Source organism: Phyllobacterium sp. 628 (genome assembly GCF_014189505.1).
In the GTDB taxonomy this organism is placed as follows: Bacteria; Pseudomonadota; Alphaproteobacteria; order Rhizobiales; family Rhizobiaceae; genus Phyllobacterium.
Genome location: NZ_CP050301.1, coordinates 1,162,044 through 1,176,336 on the forward strand (window position 1 = coordinate 1,162,044; position 14,293 = coordinate 1,176,336).

15 protein-coding genes are annotated in these 14,293 nt (G+C 56.3%); all 15 read left to right on the forward strand.

The features are described from left to right. Position 1 precedes the first annotated feature (1 nt). The 15 genes from HB779_RS07280 (at position 2) to metK (ending at position 14,284) form a co-directional block, all read left to right on the forward strand. Positions 2 to 517 carry a DUF3859 domain-containing protein gene (locus HB779_RS07280; RefSeq protein WP_188345081.1) on the forward strand — a complete coding sequence of 172 codons (516 nt, stop codon included), beginning with the start codon at positions 2 to 4 and terminating at the stop codon, positions 515 to 517. Between the two features lie 289 nt (positions 518 to 806). After that, a complete protein-coding gene (locus HB779_RS07285; RefSeq protein ID WP_188345082.1) occupies positions 807 to 2,849 on the forward strand; it encodes a GAF domain-containing protein in 2,043 nt (680 codons plus the stop codon). A 46-nt stretch (positions 2,850 to 2,895) separates the two neighbouring features. Beyond that, positions 2,896 to 3,813: a DUF2066 domain-containing protein gene (locus HB779_RS07290; RefSeq protein ID WP_188345083.1), complete on the forward strand. Its 918-nt coding sequence runs from the start codon at positions 2,896 to 2,898 to the stop codon at positions 3,811 to 3,813. Next, positions 3,788 to 3,973, forward strand: a complete 186-nt coding sequence (locus HB779_RS07295; RefSeq protein ID WP_188345084.1) for a type II toxin-antitoxin system VapB family antitoxin — start codon at positions 3,788 to 3,790, stop codon at positions 3,971 to 3,973. The genes HB779_RS07290 and HB779_RS07295 overlap by 26 nt, the downstream gene beginning before the upstream one ends. A 125-nt stretch (positions 3,974 to 4,098) precedes the next feature. Beyond that, entirely contained in the window at positions 4,099 to 4,788 is a 690-nt protein-coding gene (gene tsaB / locus HB779_RS07300) for a tRNA (adenosine(37)-N6)-threonylcarbamoyltransferase complex dimerization subunit type 1 TsaB (protein WP_188345085.1), read from the forward strand. Next, a complete protein-coding gene (locus tag HB779_RS07305) occupies positions 4,785 to 5,288 on the forward strand; it encodes a GNAT family N-acetyltransferase (protein WP_188345086.1) in 504 nt (167 codons plus the stop codon). Before tsaB ends, HB779_RS07305 begins: the two co-directional genes overlap by 4 nt. 1 nt (position 5,289) lies before the next feature. Further along, positions 5,290 to 6,159 carry a 1-acyl-sn-glycerol-3-phosphate acyltransferase gene (locus HB779_RS07310; RefSeq protein ID WP_188345087.1) on the forward strand — a complete coding sequence of 290 codons (870 nt, stop codon included), beginning with the start codon at positions 5,290 to 5,292 and terminating at the stop codon, positions 6,157 to 6,159. 9 nt (positions 6,160 to 6,168) lie between these two features. Beyond that, a complete protein-coding gene (gene miaB, locus HB779_RS07315) occupies positions 6,169 to 7,608 on the forward strand; it encodes a tRNA (N6-isopentenyl adenosine(37)-C2)-methylthiotransferase MiaB (RefSeq protein WP_256440633.1) in 1,440 nt (479 codons plus the stop codon). 31 nt (positions 7,609 to 7,639) lie between these two features. Beyond that, complete coding sequence (locus HB779_RS07320) at positions 7,640 to 8,659, forward strand: PhoH family protein (RefSeq protein WP_371823892.1); 1,020 nt, start codon at positions 7,640 to 7,642, stop codon at positions 8,657 to 8,659. Further along, a complete protein-coding gene (locus HB779_RS07325; RefSeq protein WP_188345088.1) occupies positions 8,659 to 9,051 on the forward strand; it encodes an ADP-ribosylation/crystallin J1 in 393 nt (130 codons plus the stop codon). Before HB779_RS07320 ends, HB779_RS07325 begins: the two co-directional genes overlap by 1 nt. Beyond that, positions 9,048 to 9,545, forward strand: a complete 498-nt coding sequence (ybeY, locus tag HB779_RS07330) for an rRNA maturation RNase YbeY (protein WP_188345089.1) — start codon at positions 9,048 to 9,050, stop codon at positions 9,543 to 9,545. Before HB779_RS07325 ends, ybeY begins: the two co-directional genes overlap by 4 nt. A 5-nt stretch (positions 9,546 to 9,550) precedes the next feature. Continuing rightward, the gene (locus tag HB779_RS07335; RefSeq protein ID WP_188345090.1) at positions 9,551 to 10,639 is read left to right on the forward strand and encodes a hemolysin family protein; all 1,089 of its coding nucleotides are present in this window, start codon (positions 9,551 to 9,553) and stop codon (positions 10,637 to 10,639) included. Between the two features lie 57 nt (positions 10,640 to 10,696). Continuing rightward, on the forward strand, positions 10,697 to 12,286 hold the full coding sequence (lnt, locus tag HB779_RS07340) for an apolipoprotein N-acyltransferase (protein ID WP_188345091.1): 1,590 nt from the start codon (positions 10,697 to 10,699) through the stop codon (positions 12,284 to 12,286). A 101-nt stretch (positions 12,287 to 12,387) separates the two neighbouring features. Further along, a complete protein-coding gene (locus HB779_RS07345) occupies positions 12,388 to 12,798 on the forward strand; it encodes a helix-turn-helix domain-containing protein (protein WP_188345092.1) in 411 nt (136 codons plus the stop codon). 220 nt (positions 12,799 to 13,018) lie between these two features. After that, positions 13,019 to 14,284, forward strand: coding sequence for a methionine adenosyltransferase (gene metK, locus HB779_RS07350; protein WP_188345093.1), 1,266 nt, complete (start codon positions 13,019 to 13,021; stop codon positions 14,282 to 14,284). The last annotated feature ends 9 nt before the right edge of the window (positions 14,285 to 14,293 follow it).

The window sequence follows — 14,293 nt, forward strand, 5'->3', positions numbered from 1 at the left end:
GATGAAAAACCTCTGCCTCCCGGCTCTGTTGTTCTCCGCATTGTTGGCGGGCGCAGGGCTGGCGGAGGCAGAAAGTGCTCCACCAGCCGTCGAAATTCTCAACTGGGGGCTGACGCACGCCAAGGATATCGGCACCGAAACCTCACCGGATACGCCGACGGGTTATAACCGGCTTGTCGATGGTCCAGTGGATGTCACTCGAACCGAGACAATCAGCGCCTGTCTTGGAACGAGTTTCGGCGTCATGTACGCCGCTTTCAACATCCCGGATTTTCAGTCCGTTCCCATACTCGTTGTCGTTCAACACCCTGCTATCCGTCCGCCGGATGGCCGCATCATGGAAAAGAGTAGCTGGCCGGACAGTGCCATTCGGCGTCAGCGCTACGCGGGTTGGGTTTTCGAGAAAAGCTATGAGCTTGTCTCAGGTGTCTGGAGATTCTCGCTTCGCGATACGAACGGCCGTGAACTTGCCACCAAAACCTTCAATGTGACAGCTGGAACCTGTCCAATCTCCTGAATGGGAAATTTGCTCTAGTGCTTGTCAGGCAACGGCCCTGTCAGACAATTCTGGATTGCATCACCCAGAAACCACACGGTCTTCTCTCTGTCTTCATCGCGCAGATCAGGCATGCGGTGCGGACGAAGTTTTCGTCTCTGCGCATTTTGGAGCTCCGGTTTCAGCCCTATGCGACTTCTAGGACCACTCGTGCCTGCAAATAGCAATTGTCACGGCGCAAAATTTGATTATTGGATAGTGCCGATTAGTTCCTGTGTCTCTTCAGACGAAATTGGTGATGGGTTTATCCATGAGCGATTTGCCCCTTTCAGTACTCAACGACGCCCATAGGCTGGCCGCTCTCGATAAGTACGATATTCTGGATACTCCGGCTGAGCCGGCTTTCGATAATATCGTTTCCCTTGCCAAACAGATTTGCGAAACGCCGGTGGCGCTGATCAGTCTGGTCACCGATAACAGGCAATGGTTCAAGGCCCGTTCCGGCTTCGAACCCTGCGAGACGCCGTTGGAGCAGTCGGTTTGCGCCCATGCTTTGCCGACTGGCTCCGTTCTCATTATTCCTGATCTGACATTGGATGAACGCACAAAAAACAACACGCTGGTGACGGAAGAGCCATTCATTCGATTTTATGCCGGAGCCGTGCTGAACACACCAAGCGGCGAAGCTATCGGCACCCTGTGTGTCATCGACAACAAACCGCGTCCCGGCGGGTTGACTGAAGCGCAGACCGAGGCGCTGCAGGATCTTGCAGAACAGGTTATCACCATTCTCGAGCTGCGCCGGGTTCTGGAAGACCGCAACGATGTGGTGATCCAGCAGCGCCGGACGGTTCGCTCCAGCCTCAAACGGGCATTGACGAGCGAAGCGGCGCGCAACAAACAATACAGGATTGACGGCTGGCTGGGGTCCGCGCAACAGGCGGGTGGTATCGGGGCTTTCGAACTCGATATGCAAACCAATATGTCGCGCGTGACGCCCGAGATGTGCCGTTTGTATGGATTGGAAGAGAGCGAACAATATCCGGCTCCAACGTTCGAAGTGCAGACCTATGAGGAAGACCGGCACCTTGTATCCGACCAGTCTTCGCGTAGCGAAGGCAACGTTATTCTTGATATCGAATATCGGATAAAGCGGGCTGACGACGGTGCATTGCGTTGGCTAAGCCGCCGGGGCGAACTGTCGTATGACGACAATGGTCGGCCGGCCTTTTTCCGCGGAACGGTGCAGGATATTACCAAGCGCAAAACTGCGGAAATCCGTCAGGCTGCGCTCCTGGAACTCGGCGACAACATTCGTGACGCGAGTACCACGGGCGAAGCCGCCGAGATTGCTTCGCGTATCCTCTGTGACAATCTGGGCGCCGGACGGGCTGGGTTTGCCATTATTGATCTCACATCCGATCTGTTCAATGTCGAGCGCGACTGGGTTACTGCTGGCCTGAAGTCCATGGCGGGCCGTCATTCGCTCGTCAATTTCACCGCCACGATCAAGAATTCACAGATCGGCATTCCGATTGCTGTTGCCGATATCCCCAATACGGAATGGCTGGCGCTTGATTATGATGGTTACAGTGCCATTGAGGCGCGCTCCTTCATCAACGTTCCCCTGATGCACAATGGCGAACTGGTGGGTCTAATGTTCGTGCATGATAAAAACCCGCGGGATTGGCAAACTGACGATATCCAGTTCGTCGTCAGTATTGCCGACCGGACTTATGCGGCCATCGCCAAGCTGCAGGCCGAACATGAACAGGGTATTCTCAATCAGGAACTCAGCCACCGTCTGAAGAATACGCTCACCATGGTGCAGGCGATTGCCACGCAAACCCTGCGGGATGCGCCACAGGACGCGGTTGAGGCTTTCAAACAGCGCATAATGGCGCTTAGTTCAGCGCATAATGTTTTGTTGCACCAGAATTGGTCAGCCGCACGCATACGCTCGGTGCTGGAGAGCGTTCTTGCGCTGCATGGCGAGGCCTCGCAGTTCACTCTTTTTGGACCCAATCTTAATCTGGGGCCGAAAGCGGTTCTGTCGCTATCCCTGCTGCTGCATGAGCTTGCCACGAACGCGCTGAAATATGGTTCGCTGTCCGACGCGCATGGCAATGTTGGTATCAGCTGGGAAATCCAGCGCGCGCCCTCGCAGCTGGAATTCGTGCTGACATGGCGTGAGCGTGGTGGTCCTATCCCGGTCGAGCCTTCGAAGAAAGGCTTCGGCTCGCGCCTTATTCGTTTTGGCCTGTCCGGAACAGGTGATGCCGACCTGCAATATGAGAAGGAAGGGCTTGTCGCCCGGTTCAAGGCGCCGCTGGCGCTGGTTATGGATAATTGATCTATACGGCTTTATGATCTGGTGAATTCCGAGGGGCATGAAACCGATGCGCATCATTTGGAAGTCTCTGACCGCGTGTTTGCTGCTTCTGGTGTTGCCGGGCAGTGCCATGGCGCTTGCACCCGATACCAGTCTTTACCGTGCTCAGGCGGTCGTCACCGGGCAAGGGGAAGTTAATCGGCGGCTCGGGCTGGCTCAGTGTCTGGAAGATGTTCTGGTCAAGGTGTCGGGCGATCCTCGTCTGATCGGCGACACTGCTGCTATTGCTCTGGGCGCTAACACCCCCGGGCTTGTGACAGGCTTCTCTTATCACGATCGCCTTGCGGGAAAGCCCGTTCATGACGAGCAGGGCACCAATGACCGTCCGCATGATCTCCTCGTAGATTTTGATCCGAAGGCACTCAACATCGCCTTGCAGACGCTTGGGCGCACGGCTTGGCTGGGCCCGAAGCCAAGGATAGCCGTCTTTCTCGCAGTGCAAGGACGGAAGGATGCATTTGTGCTCGCCAGCGACAGTGAGCATGACCCGGATATGCGAGCTTCACTGACATCGGCAGCAGACCGCGTTGGTCTGCCGATGTCCTTGCCCGCACAGGCTCAACTGATGCAGTGGGATGCCAAATCGCTGGCTACCGCTGACCTTGCAAGCCTTGATGCGGCTGCGAAGACCGGCATTGGTGATCTCGCACTCTCCGGTTCAATGGTCTGGAGTGACGAGGCTCCAGGCTGGATCGCAGATTGGCGGCTTGGTGCCAAGGGCAGGACCTTTCACTGGCAAATCCGGGGTGTCAGTTTCGACGATGCATTCCGCAATGGCCTGCGTGGTGCGCTGCAGATCTCTTTCCGGCAATGGTCAGCCGCGTTAGCGGCACTTAGACTTTGGCGGCATTGTTCGGAGCATCATTTGATGCTGTATTTGCGCCTGAAAAGGACAAAAGATGCGTGCTACACTCGCTCTCGATGACGATTTGATTGCCAAGGCGCAAGCTTTCACAGGTGTTCAGGAGAAGTCTGCGCTTATTCACGAGGCTCTCAAAGCGTTGATTGAGCGTGAAAGTGCGCGCCGTCTTGCGCTGCTTGGCGGCAACGCGGCTGAAACCCGGCACTCGTTTGTGGACACGTGACAAGAGGCTGAAGGCAGCTGCGATCCGGCTACAACTGCATTCCGGATTGATCTAAAGCTATAGAATCCGTGTGCTGGCGTTAACGCTACTTGTTTGCTGGCTGATTCTTGTTTACGCGATTGGCCATGAAACTGCTTGCGCTTGATACGGCTTCCAATCTCTGCTCCGTCGCTGTTCTCGATATTCAAACCGGGACCATGCTCGCAGCGATCAGTGAGGATATCGGCAAAGGCCATGCTGAACGCCTCATGGGACTTGTCGAACAGGCATTAGCCGAGGCGGGCGTTGCAATCGATGTTGTTACCAAGATTGCTGTCAGTATAGGTCCCGGCTCATTCACCGGCGTGCGTGTCGGTGTTTCCACAGCGCGGGGTTTTGCGTTGGCGCTGAAATGTCCGGTCGCGGGCGTGAGCACGCTGGAGGCGCTGGCCTTTGACGCGCGGCAAGCATTTCCGGGGCGTCCTGTCCTGTCAATCATCGATGCACGGCGCGACGAGATCTATGCCCAGTTCTTTGCTGCCGATGGCTCGCCCGACTCGATTCCCGGCGTGACAACGCTGCCTGAAGTCTTTGCCGCACTGGCTGAACGCGATGGGAATATGGTTCTGTCCGGTTCAGGCGCGGCTCTCGTCAATGCTGGTCTGGAGCACTATCTGGATGTAGCCGTCACCGATTCGACAGGCAGTATCGAAGCTTTTGCCCGCCTTGGCGCAACGCGCGAGACTTATGGCGAAGCGCCAAAGCCGCTTTATCTGCGCGGGCTGGATGTCAAGCCGCAGCAGGGGTTCGTTCTGAAGAGGAAGGTCGCGGAATGATGGGCTTTCCCATGGGCAATATGCGATCCCGTGCCTTTGTCATCGAGCCATTGGTGAATGCCGATGCAATCCATCTGGCGAAGCTGCATGCCCTGACCTTCGGCCAGCCATGGAATGAAGACGAGTTCCAGGCGCTGATCGGGCAGGATACCGTTTTTGGCTTTATTGCCCGCGAGGAAGGCAACCGCGCAGCGCCGCCCGGGGGCTTTGTACTGGCGCGGCTGGTGGTGGATGAGGCAGAAATTCTGACCGTGGCTGTCGCGCCGGTGTCGCAGCGTCGTGGCCTCGGTCATGCCCTGATGGATGCGACACTGCGCCATTTGCACAATGCCCGCGCCGAAATGCTGTTTCTGGAAGTTGACGAGATCAATACGCCAGCGCTGGCGCTGTATCGCCGGCTCGGGTTCAAGCAGGTAGGCAAGCGCCCAGGTTATTATCAAACCGCTGACGGGCGCTCTGCCGCGCTCACGATGCGCCGCGATTTGAAGCAGGTACGCTGAAATGATGGCCTGGCTTCGCTTCATCGTCACAGCGACAATTTTCGCCCTCGTCACCCTGGTTTCGTTGCCGCTGCAATATCTGTTCGTAAAGACCGGTGTGGGCCTGCAGAAGAAGTTTCCGCTGCTGTTCCACCGGCTTGGCTGCAAGCTTCTGGGGTTGAAGGTGCACGTGCATGGTGAAATGGCGACGCAGCGCCCGCTGCTGTTAGCCGCCAACCACGCTTCGTGGAGCGATATCGTGGTGCTGGGGTCGCTGAAGGAAATATCCTTCATTGCCAAGGCCGAAGTTGCCAACTGGCCGCTCTTCGGCATGTTCGCCAAACTGCAACGCTCGGTTTTTGTCGAGCGGGAAAAGCGCGGCAAGACCCATCATCAGGCCAGCGAAATTGCCACACGGCTGGCATCCGGCGATGTGATGGTATTGTTTGCCGAAGGCACGACGTCCGATGGTAACAGGGTGCTGCCCTTCAAGACGTCGCTGTTTGGTGCGGCGCAGGTGGCCATCCGCGAAACCAGCGTGCAGGAAGTCACGGTGCAACCGGTCGCCATCGCCTATACGCGGGTGCACGGCGTGCCTATGGGGCGGTTTCATCGTCCGCTTATTTCATGGCCGGGTGATGTGACCTTGGGGCCGAGCCTGATTGGCCTGTTGAAGGATGGCGCCCTTGATGTTGATGTCTGGTTCGGCGAACCTGTGACCATCGACGGCAAGAGCGATCGGAAGGCGCTGGCTCGGCTGATGGAAGAACGTGTGCGGGAGATGATGATGTCGTCGCTGCTCGGGCGTGACCTCGTTACACCTCGGGCTGAAAGCGTTGATGCGGCTATTCTGCCTGACTCCGCTATTCTCAAAGACGTCAAAAAGCTTTAGAAGCCTCGCATGGACGATATCAATATCACGCACAAACCGGATGAGGCATCCGGAACCGCACCGCTTTCGCCTGCGCTGGCCAACACGCGCAAGGTCTATGTGAAGACCTATGGCTGCCAGATGAATGTCTATGACAGCCAGCGCATGACCGACAGTCTGGCGGCGGAGGGTTACACGGCAACCGATACGGCGGATGATGCCGATCTGGTGCTGATCAACACGTGCCATATCCGCGAAAAGGCCTCGGAGAAGCTTTATTCGGCGCTTGGCCGTCTGCGTAAGATGAAGGACGCCCGCGCCAAAGAAGGCCGCGAGTTGACCGTCGGTGTTGCCGGTTGTGTGGCACAGGCCGAAGGTGACGAAATCACCCGCCGCGCGCCGGTCGTCGATCTGGTGGTCGGCCCCCAGACCTATCACCGTCTGCCGCAGGCGCTTGCCCGCGTGCGTCAGGGCGAACGTGTGGTTGAAACCGAATATGCCATTGAGGACAAGTTCGAGCATCTGCCTGCGCCTCAGAAGGAACAGACCAGAAGCCGTGGAGTTACAGCCTTTCTGACGGTGCAGGAAGGCTGCGACAAGTTCTGCACCTTCTGTGTCGTGCCCTATACGCGCGGTTCTGAAGTTTCGCGCCCGGTGGCGCAAATTCTCAAAGAAGCAGAAAAGCTGGCAGATGCCGGTGTGCGTGAATTGACGCTGCTTGGCCAGAACGTCAATGCCTGGCATGGTGAAGGGCCTGACGGGCGCGAATGGGGTTTGGGCGAGTTGCTTTATCGCCTCGCTGAAATTCCCGGCATTGTCCGCCTGCGCTATATCACCAGCCATCCGCGTGACATGGACGATACGCTGATCAATGCACACCGTGACCTGCCCATGCTGATGCCATACCTGCATCTACCCGTGCAGGCGGGGTCTGACCGTATTTTGAAGGCCATGAACCGCAGACATACGGCGGCAGATTATGTTCGCCTGATCGACCGCATTCGTGATGCCCGGTCCGATATTGCTCTGTCCGGCGATTTCATCGTCGGTTTTCCCGGTGAAACGGAAGCGGACTTTGAAGCAACGCTGCAGATCGTGCGTGATGTCACCTACGCTGCCGCCTATTCGTTCAAATATTCGCCGCGTCCCGGCACGCCCGGTGCCGATATGGATGATCATGTTGCGGAAGCGGTGAAGGATGAAAGACTGCAGCGCCTGCAGGCTTTGCTGTCCGAGCAGCAATATGCCTTCCAGCGCAGCCTCGTCGGCAAGCCGATGGATGTGCTGATCGAAAAGGCCGGACGGGTGCCCGGACAGATGGTTGGACGATCTCCCTGGTTACAACCCGTAATTATCGATGTACATGGCGGCAAAATCGGCGACATAATCAACGTACGAATCATCGACACGGGAACCAACAGTCTTATTGGTGTTCGTGACATGAAAAGTTCGAACGATGTGACTATATGAGGGACTGAACACCTTTGGTAAGGAGAGCCGATTGACCGCCACCGAAAAGCTGAAACCCGCTCCATCAGGAGCCTCGGACCTGGCGCATATCGTACTGACATTTGACAATAACCGGCTGGCGAGTGCGCTGTTCGGGCAGTTTGACGAAAACCTTGCCCGTATTGAACAGAAACTCGGCGTTGATGTCCGCTCAAAAGGCAACCAGCTCGCCATTCGCGGTGAGCCCGGCGCCACAGAGCAGGCGCGCAGGGCTCTCGACCAACTCTATGAACATCTGCAGAAAGGCCACGACATCTCCGCCTCCGACGTGGATGGCGCCTTGCGCATGGCTATTGCCGCGGATGATCAGTTGACGCTTCCCACCATGGAAAACAAAAGCAAGATGGCTGCAGCCCAGATATCGACCCGCAAGAAGACAATCTTTGCCCGCACTCCGACGCAGGACGCTTATATGCGCGCTTTGGATCGTTCGGAAATGGTGTTTGGCGTCGGACCTGCCGGTACCGGCAAGACCTATCTGGCGGTGGCTCATGCGGCTATGCTGTTGGAGCGCGGTCTGGTGGACCGAATCATTCTTTCCCGTCCTGCGGTGGAAGCGGGCGAGCGCCTCGGCTTCCTGCCCGGCGATATGAAGGAGAAGGTCGATCCTTATCTGCGTCCGCTGTACGATGCACTGTATGATATGATGCCAGCAGACAAGGTGGAGCGGGCGATTGCCGCCGGTGTCATCGAAATCGCGCCGCTGGCTTTCATGCGGGGACGCACGCTCGGGCACTCGGCCATCATCCTCGATGAGGCGCAGAACACCACGGCCATGCAGATGAAGATGTTTCTGACACGTCTGGGTGAAAACGGCCGCATGATCATCACCGGCGATCCAAGCCAGGTCGATCTTCCGCCCGGCCAGAAATCCGGCCTTGTCGAGGCGCTGCGGATTCTCGATGGCGTCAGCGGCATCGTGACCGTGCGTTTCTCTGATGTCGATGTTGTGCGTCACCCGCTCGTTGCCGCGATTGTTCGGGCATATGACAAGGAAGGCGCCAAGCCCTAATGAGCGGCGCCATCGATACTTTGATTTTATGGCGCCCAGTGGGGCCACTAGAGCTTGAGCTGATTAAGCAGGCAGGAATGCGCTCTTTTCCACCAAGGTTGCCGGATCAGCCGATTTTTTATCCGGTATTGTCCGAAGACTACGCGGTGAAGATTGCGCGCGATTGGAACGTTCCCGCAAGCGGAGCGGGTTTTGTAACGCGTTTCCAAGTCAGGAAGGACTATCTCGAGCAGTATGCTGTTCAAGAGGCTGGCGGTAAAGCGCATCTTGAATATTGGATACCAGCGGAAGATTTGCCGCGTTTTAACGAGGCTATTGTCGGCGAGATTGAGGTGACGGCAGAATTTCACGCAGGTGATGCTGGTCATTCGCCGATGAGGAACTCGTTTTGATTGATATTGATATTCTGGTTGAAACAGACGGGTGGGTTGATGAACCCACGTTGCAGGCGCTTGCTGAAAAGGCAATTGCTGCTGCGTGGCAGACACTGGACGGCGGCGAGCAGCCCGATAGCGAACTCAGTCTGGTTTTCACCGATGATGCAGCAATCCGGGAGCTCAACAATGACTGGCGGGACAAGGACAAGCCGACCAATGTCCTGTCATTCCCGGCTTTCCCCATAAAACCGGGACAAAAGCCGGGACCTATGCTCGGCGATATCGTTATCGCCCGCGAAACGGTAGAGCGCGAAGCACTGGATGAGCAGAAGCCATTTGAGCACCATCTGACGCATCTGATCGTGCACGGCTTCCTGCATCTGCTTGGCTATGATCACATTGTCGAGACCGAAGCCGAAGAAATGGAAGCACTTGAACGTAAAATTCTGGCGCATCTTGCCATTCCCGACCCTTATGCGCTATCGGTCTCTGACGATCAATCCGATTGAGGACCATGTCTGACACGTCGCACCAGAACGATCCTGCCGCGCCTTCCAAAGGCTTAACCGGGCAGGAGAGTGACGCCGAGGGGCAAAGTAGCACCAGAGCGCCCGCCACTGAAAAGCGCTCGCTTCTCACCGCAATATTTCCATTCCTGCGTGCCCGGCCGGGTACATCCTTGCGAGAGGATATCGACGCGGCGCTGGCGGGAACTGACCATGGCGACACGGCGTTCTCGCCGGAAGAGCGCGCCATGCTCCACAACATTCTGCGCCTGCGCGAATTGCGGGTTGAGGATGTCATGATTCCGCGCTCCGATATCGAAGCTGTGGATATCACCACAACGCTGGGCGATCTGCTGGAGGTCTTTGAAAAGTCAGGCCACTCGCGCATGCCGGTGTTTGCCGAAACGCTGGATGATCCGCGGGGCATGGTGCACATTCGCGACGTGGTCAACCACATCACCAAGATTTCCCGGGTGAAGGTTCAGCGTCGGGCGTCCGCCAAGGCGCCCAAAGCCCCAGTTGCAGCCAAGTTCAATCTGGCCAATGTGGATCTGACCAAGACAATTGCCGAACTCAGCCTCATGCGGCCGATTCTGTTTGTGCCGCCTTCGATGCTGGCTAATGATCTGATGGGCCGGATGCAGGCGCAGCGTATCCAGATTGCGCTTGTTATCGATGAATATGGCGGGACGGACGGTCTGGTTTCGCTGGAAGACATTGTTGAAATGGTCGTCGGCAACATTGAAGATGAGCATGACGATGATGAAGTCATGCTGATCGAAGAGCCGGAAGGCGTCTTTGTTGCCGATGCGCGCGCCGATCTTGATGAGGTTTCCAGCAAAATTGGTGCCGGTTTCATTGTTGGTGAACATGGGGAAGACGTTGATACGGTTGGCGGCCTGATCTTCTCGATTCTGGGACGCATCCCGGTACGCGGCGAAATGGTGCAGGCAGTGCCGGGCTACGAATTCCACGTGCTCGAAGCTGATCCACGCCGCATTCGCAAGGTGCGCATTGTGCCATTGCGCCATGCGGAACGCCGCCCGCGCACCCCGCGGCAAGGGACTGCCAACGAACCGGCCGAAATGGACGAATGATTGGCGCAAGTCTCACCCGCTAGGACTGAGGAAAAATCAGAAAGGGTGAGGCTCGGGATGATCCAGCGTCTGGCCGGAAAAATCATCTTGCTATGGGGATGGAAGCGCATCGCGCTGGCGTTCCTCATGGGGGCCTTGGCAAGCTTTGCCTTGCCGCCCTATGATTTTTTCGCCGTCTGTTTCATTTCGTTCCCCGTCCTCGTCTGGTTGATTGATGGCGCCGTGGACAATGCAGGCGCCGGGCCAATCCGCAGGCTTTTGCCCGCCGCCATGATCGGCTGGTGGTTCGGCTTCGGATATTTTGTCTTTGGTCTGTGGTGGCTTGGCAATGCTCTGATGGTGGACGCCGTCAATTTTGCCTGGGCAATTCCCTTGGCCGTCCTTGGACTTCCCGCCGTTCTTGCTATTTTCTACGCTTTTGCTGCGGCGCTGGCGCGGCTGTTCTGGAGCGAGGGACTTGGCCGTATTCTGTCGCTGTCCTTTGCCTTCGGTGTGACGGAATGGCTGCGCTCCTTTGTTCTCACCGGTTTTCCGTGGAATGCCATCGGCTATGCCGCCATGCCGGTACCGGTGCTGATGCAGTCTTCCGTTATTGTTGGTCTGCTGGGGATGAATGCGCTCGCAGTTCTCGTGTTTTCCTTACCGTCTCTGCTGGCAGGCAAGCGTGATCTCAAGACGGGGTTTGTCGTTGCACTTGTTCTGGTCTGCGCCCATGTCGGATACGGTTTTTACCGACTGCACACGGCCAATCTGGTGGCAAAGGGCCCGAATGTCCGCATTGTCCAGCCGTCGATCGCGCAGGACCTCAAATTCGATGCGGAGGCCCGCCGGGACATTCTCGACAAATATCTGGCCCTTAGCGCAGAGGCCCCCAGAAGTGGTGCTCCGAAGCCGCAGATTATCGTATGGCCGGAGACAGCCGTTCCTTACATTCTGACCAAGACGCCCGATGCCCTGCAGGCGATTGGCGATACGTTGACAGACGGGCAGGTCCTGCTCGCGGGTGCGATCCGCATGGAAGAGCCGGGCATTGGGCAAATGCCGCTCTACTACAACACAATCTATGCGATAAATGATGCCGGTGAGATCACCGCTGCGGCAGATAAGTTGCATTTGGTACCCTTCGGCGAGTACCTGCCGCTCGAAAATATACTACGCAGCTTGGGATTGAGTGAGGTTGTAGAAATGCCGGGTGGTTTCACCCCGGCCGTCACGCGTCGATCCATGCAAGTGACGAGCAATTTCACTGCCTTGCCGCTGATCTGTTACGAGGCGATTTTCCCTGCTGAATTGGGCTATCAGGGCGCTTCTGCGGATGCCATCATAAATGTCACCAATGATGCCTGGTATGGCGATACGCCGGGGCCTTATCAGCATTTCCGGCAGGCGCAATTGCGCGCCGTCGAGCAGGGATTGCCACTTGTACGTGCTGCCAATAATGGACTTTCGGCAGTTGTTGACCCTTACGGTCGAATCATTGATGCCCTTGCGCTCGATGCAGTCGGTGTGATTGATGCAACGCTTCCGGGTAAGGTACAACTACCATTAAGTGAACACTTACGGAGATTGCAATTTCTGATTGTACTCGGCGCGCTTTTTGTGGCCGTAATAGCGTATTTTTCCCGCGATAGAAGGCGTATTGGTTGACTTTTGTGCCTTTGCGCTATCGTATGACCTATATATTTGGTCTGTTGATACATTGATGATAAAATTAGTTTTCAGCCCCATTTCATACAAATGAGATTTTCATGCCCGATAATAAAAAGCGACCCAACCCTGTTGACGTCCATGTCGGCGCCCGTATTCGTTTGCGCCGGAACATGGTCGGTCTTAGTCAGGAAAAACTAGGCGAGAGCCTGGGTATTACTTTTCAGCAAATTCAGAAGTACGAGAAGGGTGTCAACCGTGTTGGCGCCAGCCGTCTGCAAGCCATTGGCAACGTGCTCAATGTACCTGTCACGTTCTTTTTTGACGATATGCCTGACCAGCCGGACAAGCCCAAAGGTTTTGAGGAGGAATCGGACACAACCTATGTGGTCGGTTTTCTCAACAGTTCCGAAGGCATTCAGCTCGCGCGCGCTTTTGCCAAAATTGGTGATCCCAAGATTCGCCGCAAGATCCTCGATCTTGTGCGTACGTTGAGTCACGAAGAAGAGTAAGCCTGCAATCACAGTTTTTGTCCATATTTGTCGGTTTTCGTCCTTGTGGCGTTAAAGCTCGTTTGCAGTTTGATCTTTCTTTCGGATTCGAGAAAAAATTCCTACATTGCTGTTTGTTTGAAAACGAAAGCAATTGACTGGAACTCTTGACCTTGGCAAACACTACGCAGGCTTGATCTGAGCAGAGCAGGCATACGATTGTTTTCAAGAGGGGTTTCCCGTGACACGCAGTTCTTACCTTTTTACCAGTGAATCTGTATCGGAGGGTCATCCAGATAAAGTTTGCGACCGCATCTCCGATGAAATCGTCGACATGATCTACAAGGAAGCAAAGAAGACGGGCGTTGATCCGTGGACGGTGCGTATTGCTTGCGAAACATTGGCCACAACCAACCGCGTCGTTATTGCCGGCGAAGTGCGCGTACCTGATACGCTCCTTAAGAAGGACAAGAATGGTGCCGTGGTGCATGACGCCAAGGGCCATCCGGTTATCAATCCGTCACGGTTCCGCGCCGCTGCCCGCCGTGCGATCCGTGACATCGGTTACGAGCAGGAAGGTTTCAGCTGGAAGACAGCCAAGATTGATGTGCTCCTGCATCCGCAGTCTGCTGACATTGCACAGGGCGTAGACAATGCTGCCGACCGTCAAGGCGAAGAAGGCGCGGGCGATCAGGGTATCATGTTTGGTTACGCCTGCCGCGAAACCCCGGATCTGATGCCGGCACCAATCTACTATTCCCACAAGATTCTTGAGCTTCTGGCTGCTGCCCGTCACAAGGGTGAAGGCGAAGCCGGTCGGCTTGGTCCGGATGCCAAGAGCCAGGTCACCGTGCGCTATGTGGACGGTGTCGCTGCCGAAGCCACGCAGATCGTTCTGTCGACACAGCATCTTGATGCCAGCTGGGATTCCAAGAAGGTTCGTCAGGTTGTCGAGCCCTATATCCGCGAAGCGCTGGGTGAACTCAAGATTGCCGATAGCTGCGTTTGGTACATCAACCCGACCGGTAAGTTCGTTATCGGCGGACCGGATGGGGATGCGGGCCTGACAGGCCGCAAGATCATCGTGGATACTTACGGCGGTGCGGCCCCACATGGCGGCGGTGCTTTCTCCGGCAAGGACACGACCAAGGTTGACCGGTCGGCTGCCTATGCTGCGCGTTATCTTGCCAAGAATGTTGTGGCTGCCGGTTTTGCCGACCGTTGCACGATCCAGCTGTCCTATGCCATCGGTGTTGCTCAGCCTCTGTCGGTCTATGTCGATCTGCACGGAACCGGTTCCGTAAGCGAGGACGCAGTTGAAGGTGCACTGCGTAAGGTCATGGATCTTTCCCCAACCGGCATCCGCAAACATCTGGATCTCAACAAGCCGATCTATGCCAAAACATCCGCCTACGGCCATTTCGGCCGCAAGCCGGGCCGTGATGGTTCCTTCTCCTGGGAGAAGACCGATCTCGCCAAGCAGTTGAAATCCGCTCTGGCTGCCTAAGCTGCCAGT

Coding starts and splice junctions, on each gene's coding strand:
- HB779_RS07280 (WP_188345081.1), top strand. CDS start 2: ATGAAAAACCTCTGCCTCCCGGCTCTGTTGTTCTCCGCATTGTTGGCG.
- HB779_RS07285 (WP_188345082.1), top strand. CDS start 807: ATGAGCGATTTGCCCCTTTCAGTACTCAACGACGCCCATAGGCTGGCC.
- HB779_RS07290 (WP_188345083.1), top strand. CDS start 2,896: ATGCGCATCATTTGGAAGTCTCTGACCGCGTGTTTGCTGCTTCTGGTG.
- HB779_RS07295 (WP_188345084.1), top strand. CDS start 3,788: ATGCGTGCTACACTCGCTCTCGATGACGATTTGATTGCCAAGGCGCAA.
- tsaB (WP_188345085.1), top strand. CDS start 4,099: ATGAAACTGCTTGCGCTTGATACGGCTTCCAATCTCTGCTCCGTCGCT.
- HB779_RS07305 (WP_188345086.1), top strand. CDS start 4,785: ATGATGGGCTTTCCCATGGGCAATATGCGATCCCGTGCCTTTGTCATC.
- HB779_RS07310 (WP_188345087.1), top strand. CDS start 5,290: ATGATGGCCTGGCTTCGCTTCATCGTCACAGCGACAATTTTCGCCCTC.
- miaB (WP_256440633.1), top strand. CDS start 6,169: ATGGACGATATCAATATCACGCACAAACCGGATGAGGCATCCGGAACC.
- HB779_RS07325 (WP_188345088.1), top strand. CDS start 8,659: ATGAGCGGCGCCATCGATACTTTGATTTTATGGCGCCCAGTGGGGCCA.
- HB779_RS07335 (WP_188345090.1), top strand. CDS start 9,551: ATGTCTGACACGTCGCACCAGAACGATCCTGCCGCGCCTTCCAAAGGC.
- lnt (WP_188345091.1), top strand. CDS start 10,697: ATGATCCAGCGTCTGGCCGGAAAAATCATCTTGCTATGGGGATGGAAG.
- HB779_RS07345 (WP_188345092.1), top strand. CDS start 12,388: ATGCCCGATAATAAAAAGCGACCCAACCCTGTTGACGTCCATGTCGGC.